Source organism: Stenotrophomonas maltophilia group sp. Smal13 (genome assembly GCF_030236855.1).
GTDB classification, from domain to species: domain Bacteria; phylum Pseudomonadota; class Gammaproteobacteria; order Xanthomonadales; family Xanthomonadaceae; genus Stenotrophomonas; species Stenotrophomonas maltophilia_A.
In genome coordinates this window covers 67,329-81,160 of sequence record NZ_JASJSQ010000002.1, presented here as the reverse complement: position 1 = coordinate 81,160, position 13,832 = coordinate 67,329, and the positions used below count along the sequence as shown (strand labels likewise).

Here is a 13,832-nt window from a genome sequence, read left to right as displayed (position 1 = left end):
CGACACACCTGTGAGCTTGTTGATGCACAGGTGCCCAGCCTAGCGCGGGTTCGCCTGATACGGCGTGCATGCAAGAATGAAGACAGCTCCTTCTTCACTCTCCGCCATGACTGAACTTCAGATTCCCCGCGTTGGATGCGGCGCCGTCGTCCGTGATGCCGACGGCCGCATCCTGCTGATCCAGCGCGGACGCGATCCGGAGCGCGGGCACTGGGGCCTGCCCGGCGGCAAAGTCGACTGGATGGAAACGGTGGAGGCTGCCGTGGTCCGCGAAACTCGCGAGGAGACGGCGTTGGAAGTGACGCTGCTGCGCCTGCTGTGCGTGGCCGATCATTTCGAGCCGGCGCTTGCGCAGCACTGGGTCGCGCCGATCTTCGAGGCTCGGGCACCTGCCGGTGCCGAGGCCTCCATCCAGGAGCCGGGTGTGCAGACCGGCCTGGGCTGGTTCGCGCGGGATGCCCTGCCCCAGCCGCTGACCCAGGCCACGGTGCAGGCGCTGGCCAGGCTGTAGCGGATATCGATCCGGACGCAGGTTAGCTGGCATCCAGACAAACAAAAAAGCCCTGACCGGAGTCAGGGCTTTTCAATTGGAGGCCTCAAGCGGAATCGAACCGCTGTAAACGGATTTGCAATCCGGTGCATAGCCACTCTGCCATGAGGCCAACGTACTGCGCGCCAGGAACGGAGCCCTGACAAGACAAAACCCCATGATGGGGCCTGTCGGAACATGGAGCGGGAAACGAGTCATGCACTAGAGCGCTAAGTCTCTGTTTCCCAATCACTTTCTCCACTGTGGTGATCAGCGAAGAACTCAATTATAGCCTTGTTTTTCGCCCTCGGCAACAAAGTTCATCCAACCACTTCCACCAGCGTCCAAGGATGATCCATCCACCCGTCGTTACGCCTGATGCGTCCAGCTGCTGAGCGGGTTCGCTATCGAACTCCAACTTGCGACGATCATGACTTGCGCTCGCTCCGCAGGCAGCGCGGGGTGGTGTCGCGTGGACTACCTGGCACCTGGACGGCTGTAGGACACAACCGCCGGCATCGGAACACCGCAAGTACTCATCTTTACATCGCTGCGGCTAACTTCGCCGGAGCGCAACGCGGCGCCAGTGTAGTGGCAGCCAGCCTCAACGAAGGCGTGCAGCAATCCGGTTCATCTGCTCGATCTCCGCGCGCTGGCCATCGGAAATCGCTTGGCATAGGTTGACGAGTTCCGGATCTGAGAGCTGCGCCTCGCGGCACATGAGGATCGCTCCCGAATGGTGCGGGACCATAGACGCGATGAACTGTCGATCGCCGATTCCGGTTTGAGCACGGGTAGCGGCAAAAGAACCGAGTGTGAGAACGGCAAACAAGCCGTACAGCACGAGATTGAGCCGCCGGTTTGGAAACATGCCGGGCATTGTCGCTAGCATGAAGATGCCCATTGGCGCCCACATAGTGACCGCCATGTAGAGCATGTTGAGATTGTTTCTGAAGTCCCTGGCGCCGTCGATCATGCTGAACATTACGAAGTACATGACGACGAGGCCCAACACCATGTTCACCCAGAACTTGGCGTATGGTCGGCCGTGCTTACCCATCTGACCGGATGTGTGATGTTGATGTTCATGGGAATGTTCAGCCATCTCCGTCTCCTATGTGCTGGGGCAACCTGGCAGGGTCACTGGTACTGCGGCAGATACTTTGTCGATATATCAGCATGTGGAGCGATGCATCACTAACCGCTGATTTCCAGTCCCCAACTGGACGTAGGGGCGTCGAACGCTTCAACTCGCTGGTCTTGAACCGTCTGGATATCAGACCATACCAAATCGGTCTTGATGGGCTTTGCGCCACCTATGACGCTGGTACCGTGAGCGCCAATATCGAGCTTGCGTCCTCATCGCTCGATGGGCCGGCAACTGATCGATTCTTGCATATCAAGCAAGACAAGGCCACCTGCGGCGGACGCCAATGGCCTCCTCCGCCTTCGCTTAGGGCATCGCCTCAAGCGTCCGTCGCAGGCCATAACGACACAACAGCCCTTGGGCAAGAAAGGAGCCGGTGATGTAGCGCACCCGAAAGGAGACGAAGACATGCACAAGGACATTTCAACATCAAAGGTGTTCTATCGTCCCATCGAGGCGGCCATCCGATGGGCTGGGTTGCTGCGGTATCTCCCGATGATCCTGGCCACGATCGCGTCACCGCGTGTCCTGCCTCGGTCGCTGAACTGCCCTCGATGGAATGAGTGCCGGCTGCACTCGGAACGTATCTATGACGGCATCCTCAACGGAGAGCTGCCCTACGGCAAGAACGGGATCACGCTCAATGATCCGAACCTGCTCAATTCTCTGGATCTGACTGTTCGCCATGTCGATCTAAAACGCTGGATGCGCACCCACTATCCCGAGCACCGGCCAGGATTTCTGTTCAGCCGTGGCGAACGCATGGCGCATCCTTTCATCACCATGGAAACAGGACAGGCGATCCTCGTGGAGCGGCTGGCCCTTCAGGCCGCGCTTGAACAAGCCCGACGTGAGATGCGAGAACTGCAGGAGCAGCACGACACGCTACTCAAGCAATCCTCGGTGCTGTTGGCATCCAAGCAATGCGAGATCAGCGAACGGGCGGAAACGACCTATCTCAACATCATTGGAGGGATGTTGACGCTGATGCTGAGCCAGTCGCCTTCAGGCGTGCCCTATTCCAGCTTCAAAACGCAGGAGGCCCTTGTCTCTGCATTGGTCGCCCACTACGGCGGCACCATGGGCATCACTGAGCGCACCTTAAACGGAAAGTTCGCCAACGCTAAGAGGTACGTTCGTAGCGCAAGCGCATGAGGTTATCCAGCTTGTATGTGCAATCGCGGAGATTGCATTTGCAATGTCTTTCCGCAGCCAGGTCTATTGAATAGAGGTCACGCCAACAAACGCCACCGAGCGTTCAGGAGTGACCGCCATGTCGCAGACCCCTGTACTCCCGCCGAACGAGCGCCGCATCCTGCGGCTCGATGAAGTCGAAGCGAAGTCCGGCTTCAAACGCGCCCACATCTACAACCTGATGAAGAAGCGCCAGTTCCCTCAGGCGCTGCGCCTGGGCGTGCGCGCTGTCGGCTGGGATTCGATCGAAATCGACCAGTGGATCGCCGAGCGCCTCAACCACCGGACCTGACCCGCTCTCCCGCGGACTTCCCATTCCCAGCCGGAGAGCGCCATGCAGGTCGTGTCCATCATTTCAACGAAGGGCGGCGTCGGCAAGACCACGACGGCCGCCAACCTGGGCGGGCTCGCCGCGGACGCGGGCCTGCGCGTGCTGCTGCTCGATCTCGACGTGCAGCCCACCTTGTCCTCCTACTACGAACTGACCCAGCGCGCGCCGGGCGGCATCTATGAGCTGTTGGCCTTCAACGAGCGCGACCTTGGCCAGCTCGTGTCCCGCACGATCATCGCGGGCCTGGACCTGGTGCTGTCCGACGACCACCGGGGCGAGCTGAACACGTTGTTGCTGCATGCGCCGGATGGCCGCCTGCGGTTGCGGCATCTGCTGCCAGCACTTGCTCCCCTCTACGACCTGGTGCTGATCGACACCCAGGGCGCGCGTTCCGTGCTGCTGGAGATGGCGGTGCTCGCCTCCGATCTCGCGCTGTCGCCCGTCACGCCGGAGATCCTCGCGGCACGCGAGCTGCGGCGCGGCACCATGCAGTTGCTCGAAGACATTGCGCCGTACCGGCACCTGGGCATCGAACCGCCGCCGCTGCACTTGCTCATCAACCGCGTCCACCCGGTGTCCGCCAACGCACGGCTGATCCAGCAGGCCTTGCGCGACCTGTTCCAGGACAGCGCCGGCATCCGCGTGCTCGCCACCGACGTGCCGGCCATAGAAGCGTATCCACGTGCCGCAACGCGCGGCCTGCCGGTGCATCGGGTCGAGCACCGCCAGCCGCCCGGCAGAGTCGCCCCTGCCGCGCTCGACACGATGCGCGCGCTCGCCAGCGAGTTGTTCCCGCAATGGCAGGACCGACTGGCTCAAGTATCCGGCCGCCCGCAGCGACCTCTTGATCCTGGGAGGCCCCATGGCGAACGCACATGAGCTGGCCCGCGGCCACAAGCGGCTGCGCGCCCTGATCGAGTTCGCGGTCGGTGAGGGCTGGCACGTCAAGCGCACGCCGGGCGGGCACCTCAAGTTCACCAAGGCCGGCTGCGCGGCGATCTACACGAGTTCGACAGCGAGTGACCACCGGGCCGAATTGAACGCCCGTGCGCAGATCCGCCGCGCCGAGCGAGAGGCCCGCATGGCGCCGGCCGGCGGTCGTGGGGACTGCGAGGGGTGCGGCCATGGCTGACATGACCTCGCAGGACATGGCAGGCAAGCTGCTCGCGGCCGGCTTCGAGCGCAGCGGCCCAGCGGCTACGGCCTTGAGCGACCCGATCGCGGACACGCCCATGGTCGTGACGCTGGACCAGTTGCGGCCCTACGACCATGACCCGCGCATGAAGCGCAACCCGGCTTACGAGGAAATCAAGGCATCCATCCGCGAGCGCGGCCTGGACGCGGCGCCGGCCATCACGCGCAGGCCCGGCGAGGACCACTACATCATCCGCAACGGCGGCAACACGCGACTGGCGATCCTGCGCGAACTCTGGTCGGAGACCAAGGAAGAACGCTTCTTCCGCATATCGTGCCTGTTCCGACCATGGCCGGAGCGCGGTGAAATCGTCGCGCTGACCGGGCATCTTGCCGAGAACGAACTGCGCGGCGGCCTCACGTTCATCGAGCGCGCGCTCGGCGTCGAGAAAGCACGGGAGTTCTACGAGCAGGAGAGCGGCGCCGCCCTGAGCCAGTCGGAACTGGCCCGCCGCCTGGCGGCCGATGGCTTCCCCGTCCAGCGGTCGCACATCACCCGCATGGCCGACGCGGTGCGCTACCTGCTGCCCGCCATTCCCACTGTGCTCTATGGCGGCCTGGGGCGCCACCAGGTCGAGCGGCTGTCGGTCATGCGCACGGCCTGCAAACGCACCTGGGAGCACTACGCCAAGGACCGTTCGCTGCCGCTGGACTTCGACAGTTTCTTTCAGGAGGTGCTGGCGCAGTTCGACACGCAGGGCGACGAGTTCGCGCCGCAGCGCGTGCAAGACGAGCTGATCGGCCAGATGTCCGAGCTGCTGGGCATCGGCTACGACGTGCTGGCGCTGGACCTGACCGAATCGGAAAGCCGCCACCGGGCGCTGGTCAGTGACCCGACGCCACCTGCGGCGCAGCCGGCGTTGCCTTCGCCCACCGCCGGCACGCCGACTCCGCCGGGCGCAGCATCGTCCATCGCCACGCCTGCAGCGGCGGCCGGTCCTCCACCCGCCAGCCCTCCGGCGTCCGAGCCCACCTTGCGCCACGACGACACGGCGGTTGGCGAAGCGGCCACGGGAAGCCAGCCGGCCGCACCGGGCGATCTGCTTCGCGAGCACATCGTCTCGCCAGCACCGACGACAGAACGGCTCCAATCGATCCAGCGCATGGTCGCCGACCAGTTGGGCGATGCGCTGCCGCCCGACTTCTCGGCGAGCGTGCTGCAGTCCATCCCGGTGCAACTCGGCGGACTCTATCCGATCTCCGACGTCTGGTACATCGACGCCGGCCTGGACACGCCCGATCGGCTGCGCATCCACATCGCGCAGTTCGCGCGCGAGATCGCCGGGGAGGCAGGCCTGGACGAGTGCATCGAGGATCGCGCCGATGGCATCGGGTTTGCGTGCCGCGCCCGCGGCCAAGCCCCGTCGCCGCTCGGCCGCGCGGTGCTGACGCTGCTCACTTCCCTGACGGGTCAGCCCGTCGCCGAAGCGGGCCTGGACGGCGCGCAGCTCGCCGCCGACCTGCCGACCCTGTTGCACGGCCAGAGCCAAGGCCATGGCAGCGGCGCAAGGCGCTTGAGCGACACGGCGTTGGTCAAGCTCTTTCGGCTGCTGCGCCTCGCCCGGCGTCTGCTGGACCTGGAAGCCGGCACCACGGCGCCCGGGACGTGAGCGAGGGAGGCCGCATGTCCACATCGCATCCGCTCAACCAGGCCGTGATTGCCCAGGCGCTGTATGACCTTCGCAACGGCCAACTGCGCCGCTGCAAGGCCATGGGCTTCGGCGAGGCCGAGCTGGATGCGCTCAAGCACCCCGCGCTGATCAGCGTGCTGGCCAACGCCAGCGTCTCGTGGTGCTCGGTCACGGTCAACCGCGAAGTGCTGCAGCGCCTGCTCAACCAGGCACAGGACGTGGAGAAGGAAATCGCCACGGTCGATCGCATGCTGCGGCTGGGGGCCAGCACGGAGATGGTCAGCCGCTTCTATGGCCTGACCCATCAGGAAGTCGCCCTGCGGCGGGAGATCCTCGGCCTGCCCAAGCGCAAGGGGCGCCACCCCGTCCTGGACGAGACCCAGGACACCGAACTGTGGCGGCAATGGAAAGCCGTGACCAGCAGCAGGAACGTCGATCTGGAGGACGAGACCTCGATTCTCGATGCGGCCATGGACCTGGCCGAGGGCATGTCGCTGCCGCTCTCGGTGGTCTGGGCCGCGATCAGGAACTGGGTCGATCAGGGATTGGGCTAGGCCATGGCCGTGGACGACACCGCCCCACGAGCCCAGCGCCCTGGCCCCATCGCACTCGCCGACCTGTTCGACGCTGCGCTGAAGGACCTCGCGCCCAAGTCCAGCTCTGGCGCTCCCGCGTCCCTGCCTGCTCCAACGCCCACGCCTCCTACGTCCGGCGACGCCTTCCTGTTCAGTGGCAATCGGCACGGGAGCGTGCCGCGGCGGCTGTTCCTCGACCGCCGCCTGACACCGCTGGAGCGCAACGCCTGGCAGGTGTTCCGATTGATGCTCAACGACGATGGCGTCACGGCATTTCCCACCTATGAGCAGTTGCGCCCCTGGCTGGCGTCGATGCCCTGCGCAGGCCAGGCCTCCCATGAGACCGTGGCGCGGGCGCTGACGCTGCTGCGCCTGACGCGCTGGCTGAGCCTCGTGCGACGACGGCGCGACCCCAAGACCGGTCGCATCCTCGGCAACCTCTACGTCCTGCACGACGAACCGCTGACGCCGTTCGAGGCGATGCAACTCGACGCCGACTACCTGGCCCTGGTCAGCCAGTCGCTGGGGCATTCGGCCAAGGCCGTCCAGGTGGTGGGACTCAACACCCTCCAGGAGATCGCGGACGACCCGATGCTGTCCGGACGCACCTTGCCGTCGCGGCTGCAAGTGCTCGCCGAGCGCCTGGCCGACCAGGGCATCACCGCCTCCGAAAGTTATCCACAGGAGGATGCGGTCCACGATTCCGAAGAAGGGCCCGCGAGCCTTCTTCGGAATGGCGATCGCCCATCTTCGGAATCCGAAGCAGGGCCGAAACCCGCGCCAGACGGCGCTCTTCGGAATTCGAAGCAGGACCGTACAGTACGTAGTAGTCGTATTGATGAAGTACGTACTACCGCGCAGGCGCGTGCGCTGGGCGACCTGCAATGGCCCAAGCGCTTCGCGGAACTGAAGGCGGAACAGCAGGCCGGAGCCAAGATGGCGTTGCAGCAGGTGGACGCTGCCCTGCGGCAGGCCGTGCTGGACGAATGGGCCGCACGGTGCGGCAAGCATGGCATCCGCAACCCCGCCGGTTATCTGTTCGGCATCATCCAGCGCGCCATGCGCGGCGAGTTCAATGCCTGGGCCAAGCAGACCGGCCCGGCACCGCCAACACCATCGGCGGCGCGAGCGCCACCAACCGAGCCGCCGCGCAACGTCGTGCCGCCCGAGGTGGCCCGGCAGCACATCGAGCGCCTGCGCGATCTGCTGCGCAAATCCTGAGCACAGGGCTTGTCAAAGCCGTGAAGTAGATCTCCATGGCGGTCGGCAGAAACGGTCCCCTGGGGACGGCTGTGCGGTGAAGCGCCGGGCGACGGCGCGACATGCTGCGCAAAACCTGAGTAGAGCGCATGCAAGACCATGAAGCAGACCTCCATGGCGCTCAACGGAACGGTCCCCTGGGGACGGCTGCGCGGCGAAGGATCGTGTCGAACGGCAGCGCGACGTGCGGTGCAGCACGCATACCGTCAACAACCGAGGACGGGAACGCCGATGTGAGTGCCCATCTGCGGAGCGGTCCCCAGGGGACCGTTGCGCGCTGCGCCGCCAGCGCGCACAGAACCGGGGGTCGGCTCATTTCGGTTTGTTGACTGACTGCCTTCCGCTGCATGCGGATGCTGGCGGCTCCCTGTCCACCAGCGAGCGATCACCATGGCAACCAGCAACGAACCATTGCAACTCAACCTCGGCTCCCTGCGCAGCGCGATGTCGCTGACGCTGCACACCCACCACGCCTCGCGCATCTGGCATGGCCGCGCCGCCGCCGAGGGGCGACCGGGCATCGTCGGCCTGAACGGCTACATCGCCGTCATGAACAAGATGAAGCGCGGCTCGGAGCAGGACGACCCATACAGCGACTGGTGGATGCTTCGCATCGAAGACAAGCTCGACCAGACCAGGACCACGCTGCAGACGCTGCGCGACCAGGTGGACCAGGCCCTGGCCGGCGTGCCCGCCGCGTTGACCCTGGGCGAGAACCTCAACGTGCAGCCCGTCAAGCTTCCGCTGTTCGTCAATGCGCAGTTGGGCTTTGCCGCCGTCTATCTCCTGGCCGACTACGACGACATCGCGCGCAAGCTGATCCTCGCCCACCACACCGCGCTGATCGATCGCTCGACGTTGGAGCGCTGGCTCAACGAAGGTGCCCACGCGCTGCGCAGCCTGTTCAGCCTGGCCCAGCAATACCGCTACTCGGGCTGCACCCGCGACGACTTCGCGGCCAAGAACGCCGCAGCTCGGGCAGCATTGGAGAAGTTCGGCGAACTGCCGCAGGACGTGCTCGAAGGCATGCGCCGCTCGAAGTTTGCGCCGCCCGTCGTGCGCCGTGGTCTGCAACAGCGTGGTGATAGCGCTGCCGCAGCCGCATCTCCCACCGACGAAGGCGCTGCCGCCGATTCGGCCGAGGCCAAGTCCACAGCCGCCGGCGAGGACGAACCGGCATGAGCGACCCGAACCGCGAACCGCGCTACTTCCGTCGTCTGGAACAGCCAGCCTTCATGCGGCTGGAACACGCGGCCTCTCTAAAAGGCCTTTTAAAGCCTTTTAAAGGTAAAGGGGACTTCGAGGCCTGGGCCAGCCAGTGCTTCGCCATGCGCGACGAGTTGATTGCCCTGGCGCAGCGACAGGTGCTGCCACAGGCGTGCGGGCATCCCTTCCACCTGCTTCCCGTCGAGCTGGCCCAGCAGACCACTGGCGCAGGCACGACCTTTCTTCGCTGGCGCAAGCACGATCGATCGGCCATGGGCGTGGCGTTGTGGCAGGAGCTGATGGCGAGCCCCAGCACGCCGGTCAACCTGCTGCACGACCTGCACGAGATCGAACTGCAGCGCGTCATGCTGAACATGCAGATCAGCCTGCTGCACACCCTGGGCAGGCAAGCACAGGAATGCGCCAGCAAGGCCGCGCAGGCGGACAACACCTACCTGCGCCGGCTCGCGTCCGTTCCTGCCGCAGTGCGCGATCGGTGATTGCGCCTGCCATCCGAGCACGCGCCCGAGCCCAACGAGGCACGGGTATTTCAACCACCACGGAGATTCCAACATGAGCACACAATTCATCGGCGAGGGCAACATCGGATCGCCTCCCGAGTACCGCGAATTCCCCAATGGCAACGACGATCCTCGCCGGTTGCTCCGGCTGAACGTGTACTTCGACAACCCCGTCCCCACCAAGGGCGGCGAGTTCGAGGACCGCGGCGGCTTCTGGGCGCCGGTGGAACTCTGGCACCACGACGCCGACCGCTGGCAGCAGCTCTACCAGAAGGGCATGCGGGTGCTGGTCGTCGGCCGCATGGAGCGCGACCCCTGGACGGACAACGAAGATCAGCCGCGTGAGACTTGGCAGGTCAACGCGCGCAGTGTCGGCATCCTGCCGTACCGCATCGAGTCTGTGGCCCTCAGCCCGAAGCCACAGGAGGCAGAGCCGAAGCCCCAGGCCACCCAGGAATCGACGGCGCCGAAAGAGACCAAGCGCAGGAAGTGATCGGGCATGGAGGGCGGCTGCCGCAGTGCTTCGCCGCCCTCCATGCGCTGCGAATTATCCCCAGGGGATAGCTCCACCAACGTCCACCGAGTTCCACGCGCGCTCCCGGAAATCGCGGCTCTCGGCCCGCACACTTCCGGCCACGCACCTTCCCCGCACTCGCCATTTCATCGGCGTGAAAGCGGTCGCTGCCGCATGCGGCTTGTTTGCTGCTGCCAGGGGCTGCGCTCGGCATCCTCGATCCCAGCAACTCCATGAACAACAGGAATCGGGATGGACGGATATGCGGCTGTTCTTGTGCGAGAAGCCCTCCCAGGGCAAAGACATTGGCCGGATTCTCGGCGCCACGCAGCGCGGTGAAGGCTGCCTCAACGGTTCCGGCGTCACGGTCACCTGGTGCATCGGCCATCTCGTGGAGGCGGCGCCGCCCGAGGCCTACGACGAGCAGCTCAAACGATGGTCCGTTGAGCAGTTGCCCATCATTCCCCAGCACTGGCGGGTCGAGGTCAAACCGAAGACCGCCACGCAATTCAAGGTCGTCAAGGCGCTCTTGGCGAAGGCGACTCACCTGGTTATCGCCACCGATGCCGACCGCGAGGGCGAATTGATCGCCCGCGAGATCGTGGAGCTTTGCGGCTACCGCGGCCCCATCGAACGCCTGTGGCTGTCGGCGCTCAACGATGCGTCCATTCGGGCGGCACTGGGCAAGCTGCGGCCTTCGGCCGAGACGCTTTCGATGTACCACTCGGCGCTGGCGCGCTCCCGTGCGGATTGGCTCGTGGGCATGAACCTGAGCCGGCTGTTCACGGTGCTGGGGCGACAGGCGGGTTACGACGGCGTGCTGTCGGTCGGCCGCGTACAGACCCCGACGCTCAAGCTCGTTGTGGACCGCGACCGCGAGATCGCGCGCTTCGTGTCCGTACCATACTGGGCCATCGCCGTGTCCCTGTTCGCAGGCGGTTCGACTTTCGCCGCGCAATGGGTTCCACCCGATGCGTGCACCGACGACGCAGGCCGCTGCCTGCGGCAGCCGGTCGCACAGCAGACCATGCAGCAGATCCGCGCTGCGGGCAGTGCCCACGTCGTGTCGGTGGAGACTGAGCGTGTCCGCGAAGGCCCGCCGCTGCCGTTCGACCTGGGCACCTTGCAGGAAGTGTGTTCCAAGCAGCTTGGGCTGGACGTGCAGGAAACCTTGGAGATTGCCCAAGCCCTGTACGAGACGCACAAGGCCACGACGTACCCCCGCTCGGACTCCGGCTACCTGCCCGAGAGCATGTTTGCCGAAGTGCCCACCGTTCTCGACAGCCTGCTCAAGACCGATCCCTCGCTGCGCTCGATCATGGGCCAGCTCGACCGCTCGCAGCGCTCGCGCGCCTGGAACGATGGCAAGGTCACGGCGCACCACGGCATCATCCCGACGCTCGAACCGGCGAAGCTCTCCGCCATGAGCGAGAAGGAACTGGCCGTGTACAGGCTCATCCGGTCGCATTACCTGGCGCAGTTCCTCCCTCACCACGAGTTCGACCGCACTGTGGCCAAGTTTTCGTGCGGGGGGCAGAACCTGGCGGCCACGGGCAAGCAGGTTGTCATCCCGGGTTGGCGCCAGGTGCTCGCCGAGCCGCAGGCCGAAGACGGTGATGGCGAGGGCGATACTGCGGTCCGCGCCCAGGTGCTGCCCGCGCTGCCGAAACTGTATGAGGGCCTGGCATGCCAGGTGGCCGACGTCGATCTCAAGGCACTCAAGACGCTGCCGCCCAAACCGTACACGCAAGGCGAGTTGGTCAAGTCCATGAAAGGCGTCGCCAAGCTGGTGTCCGATCCCCGCCTGAAGCAGAAGCTCAAGGATACGGTTGGCATCGGCACCGAAGCGACGCGGGCCAACATCATCGGCGGCCTGATCGCTCGCGGCTACCTCGTGAAGAAGGGGCGCGCCATCCGCGCCTCGGATGCGGCTTTCACTTTGATCGATGCCGTGCCTGCGGCGATTGCCGACCCTGGCACCACCGCCGTCTGGGAACAGGCGCTCGACATGATCGAGGCCGGACAGCTCACCCTGGACGTGTTCATCGGCAAGCAGGCCGCGTGGATTTCGCAGTTGATTGCGCAGTACGGCAGCGCCTCCCTGTCCATCAAGGTTCCCCAAGGGCCGGCATGCCCGCAGTGCGGCGCACCCACGCGCCAGCGCAGCGGCAAGAGCGGCCCGTTCTGGTCGTGCAGCCGCTACCCGGACTGCAAAGGCACGCTGCCAGTCGAATCCGGCAGCTCCAAGCGCGGCGCCTCGCGCCCGCGCCGTAGCGGCCGCAAAGGCTCCTGACCGCCCCCGTTCCCCGTGAGCCGTGCCCGCCTTCGGCGGCGTGGCCCCTGTCCCGCACTCCGCCGCATGCCCTGCGGGACGCCCAGCGCGCAACGCCTTCTTGATCCGTGTGCGCGTCCCGCCCAGCCGTCCCCGGCCGCGGGACCTGAAGGTAGCTTCTCTGCGAGCCGCACCACGCGCGTTCTGTTGATCTGCGTTTCTTCCGCCCTCTGCGAAGGGTCTCCCGGTGGCTTGCCAGGCTGCACGAGCCACCGGGAGACCCTTCGTGGTCAGCGGTAATCGGTGCCGGTGCCCGCCGGTGCAAAAACGGGCTCCCTTTGTGCGCGGATGTGCGCCAGACGATGCCGGCCCCAGCCACGACATGGGCCGGGTGTGATTGCTTGATGAGCAGACGGTTCTAGCGACGACCGGGCCTGCCAATCAGCCCACGGGTGGTTCCTCTTTTCTCCCGAGCCGAAGGCCGTTGGGCCTTCGGCGCCATTCTCCTGCCCATCAACGTCCCGGCCCGGCCATTGGCCTGGGCCACACGAACAGGAGAGACGACATGCACCCTCAACCTTGCGCACCGCTGCTGTACGGCAGACGGAGGTCGAGAACGGCATGCCCGCCTATCGCGCGGCCATCGCCAATGGTACGCTCGGCTGCAGCCGAGGCCGTAGCCCAAAGGCTGGACTACCTCTTTTGCAGAGGTAAACCTCGGGATGAACTGGGCGAAAACATGCCTTATGTGCCCGCCTTACGGCGAGCTGTTTCCGATGCTTCGCGCAGGATTTCCCGCCCCCCATTCGCTGCGATTGCGGCCACGATGACGCCCAGCACCAGATCCGGGATGTTCGACCCGAACCCCATCACCAGCACCCCGGACAGCACAATCGCACCATTGACGATGGAGTCGTTGCTGGTAAAGATCGCTGACGCCTTGAAGTTCACATCTTCCCCGCGATGGCGGCGCAGTAGTCTGAGGCACACTAGGTTCAAAGCCGCGTTCAGCGCGGCCATGGCCATCATGGCTGGGCCGACAGGCTCTTCCCCTCCAGCGAAGCGGCGTAGGACTTCCAACAGCAGCAGCGCGGCCAGGCCGATTAGCAAGAAACCCGACAAGCGGGCCGCGCCCACCTTGACCGTTGCCGCACGACCGACGGCATACAGGCTAACCGCATAGACCGACGCATCGGCGAGGTTGTCCAACCCGGCGCCCATCAGCGCCGTAGAGCCAGCCCAGATGCCAAGGGCAATGCCGGCGGCGGACTGCGTCAGGTTGATCAGCAACACAGTCAGAAGAATCTTTCGGTCCTTCGCATCGCTCGCATCTAGGCGGCCCAACTCGTCGTTTTCGTGATTTCTGTGGTTTTCAGCCATGCATTGTTCCTTCCAAATCGATGGATGCTGAAGCCTGTAGCGGCTGGAGAGTCAAGGCGCAGATGCAACGAACTTGCC

General features: G+C 65.1%; 14 protein-coding genes and 1 tRNA gene. 12 read left to right on the top strand and 3 right to left on the bottom strand.

The features are described 5' to 3' along the window. Nucleotides 1–106: 106 nt before the first annotated feature. Nucleotides 107–511: an NUDIX domain-containing protein gene (locus QRO95_RS01640; RefSeq protein ID WP_285301526.1), complete on the top strand. Its 405-nt coding sequence runs from the start codon at nt 107–109 to the stop codon at nt 509–511. A gap of 77 nt (nt 512–588) precedes the next feature. Here QRO95_RS01640 and QRO95_RS01635 read toward each other — a convergent pair. Next, nucleotides 589–662, bottom strand: a tRNA-Cys gene (locus QRO95_RS01635). Nucleotides 663–1,133: 471 nt separating this feature from the next. Continuing rightward, nucleotides 1,134–1,634, bottom strand: a complete 501-nt coding sequence (locus tag QRO95_RS01630; protein WP_003098996.1) for a DUF305 domain-containing protein — start codon at nt 1,632–1,634, stop codon at nt 1,134–1,136. Between the two features lie 450 nt (nt 1,635–2,084). On the opposite strand from QRO95_RS01630, the gene QRO95_RS01625 reads away from it, so the two are divergent. From QRO95_RS01625 to QRO95_RS01575, 11 genes are all read left to right on the top strand, one after another. Further along, nucleotides 2,085–2,831 (top strand): hypothetical protein, encoded by a 747-nt coding sequence (locus tag QRO95_RS01625; protein ID WP_003098991.1) that lies wholly within the window; start codon nt 2,085–2,087, stop codon nt 2,829–2,831. Between the two features lie 118 nt (nt 2,832–2,949). Next, nucleotides 2,950–3,162: an AlpA family transcriptional regulator gene (locus QRO95_RS01620; protein WP_003090093.1), complete on the top strand. Its 213-nt coding sequence runs from the start codon at nt 2,950–2,952 to the stop codon at nt 3,160–3,162. Between the two features lie 42 nt (nt 3,163–3,204). Then, a complete protein-coding gene (locus QRO95_RS01615; protein ID WP_003098988.1) occupies nt 3,205–4,080 on the top strand; it encodes a ParA family protein in 876 nt (291 codons plus the stop codon). Then, nucleotides 4,064–4,333, top strand: a complete 270-nt coding sequence (locus tag QRO95_RS01610) for a hypothetical protein (RefSeq protein WP_003050422.1) — start codon at nt 4,064–4,066, stop codon at nt 4,331–4,333. The genes QRO95_RS01615 and QRO95_RS01610 overlap by 17 nt, the downstream gene beginning before the upstream one ends. Continuing rightward, nucleotides 4,326–6,005 (top strand): ParB family protein, encoded by a 1,680-nt coding sequence (locus QRO95_RS01605; protein ID WP_003098985.1) that lies wholly within the window; start codon nt 4,326–4,328, stop codon nt 6,003–6,005. The genes QRO95_RS01610 and QRO95_RS01605 overlap by 8 nt, the downstream gene beginning before the upstream one ends. A gap of 14 nt (nt 6,006–6,019) precedes the next feature. After that, nucleotides 6,020–6,580 (top strand): DUF2857 domain-containing protein, encoded by a 561-nt coding sequence (locus QRO95_RS01600; protein ID WP_003090097.1) that lies wholly within the window; start codon nt 6,020–6,022, stop codon nt 6,578–6,580. Nucleotides 6,581–6,583: 3 nt separating this feature from the next. After that, on the top strand, nt 6,584–7,822 hold the full coding sequence (locus QRO95_RS01595; RefSeq protein ID WP_008264646.1) for an STY4528 family pathogenicity island replication protein: 1,239 nt from the start codon (nt 6,584–6,586) through the stop codon (nt 7,820–7,822). Nucleotides 7,823–8,251: 429 nt separating this feature from the next. Beyond that, complete coding sequence (locus tag QRO95_RS01590) at nt 8,252–9,043, top strand: PFL_4669 family integrating conjugative element protein (protein ID WP_003098981.1); 792 nt, start codon at nt 8,252–8,254, stop codon at nt 9,041–9,043. Next, nucleotides 9,040–9,567 carry a DUF3158 family protein gene (locus tag QRO95_RS01585; protein ID WP_003098978.1) on the top strand — a complete coding sequence of 176 codons (528 nt, stop codon included), beginning with the start codon at nt 9,040–9,042 and terminating at the stop codon, nt 9,565–9,567. Before QRO95_RS01590 ends, QRO95_RS01585 begins: the two co-directional genes overlap by 4 nt. Before the next feature lie 73 nt (nt 9,568–9,640). Beyond that, a complete protein-coding gene (locus QRO95_RS01580) occupies nt 9,641–10,081 on the top strand; it encodes a single-stranded DNA-binding protein (RefSeq protein ID WP_003098976.1) in 441 nt (146 codons plus the stop codon). 283 nt (nt 10,082–10,364) lie between these two features. After that, on the top strand, nt 10,365–12,395 hold the full coding sequence (locus QRO95_RS01575) for a DNA topoisomerase III (RefSeq protein WP_003116834.1): 2,031 nt from the start codon (nt 10,365–10,367) through the stop codon (nt 12,393–12,395). Nucleotides 12,396–13,118: 723 nt separating this feature from the next. Here the strand turns inward: QRO95_RS01575 and QRO95_RS01570 are convergent. Continuing rightward, nucleotides 13,119–13,754 (bottom strand): cation transporter, encoded by a 636-nt coding sequence (locus tag QRO95_RS01570; protein WP_003098972.1) that lies wholly within the window; start codon nt 13,752–13,754, stop codon nt 13,119–13,121. Between the last annotated feature and the right edge of the window lie 78 nt (nt 13,755–13,832).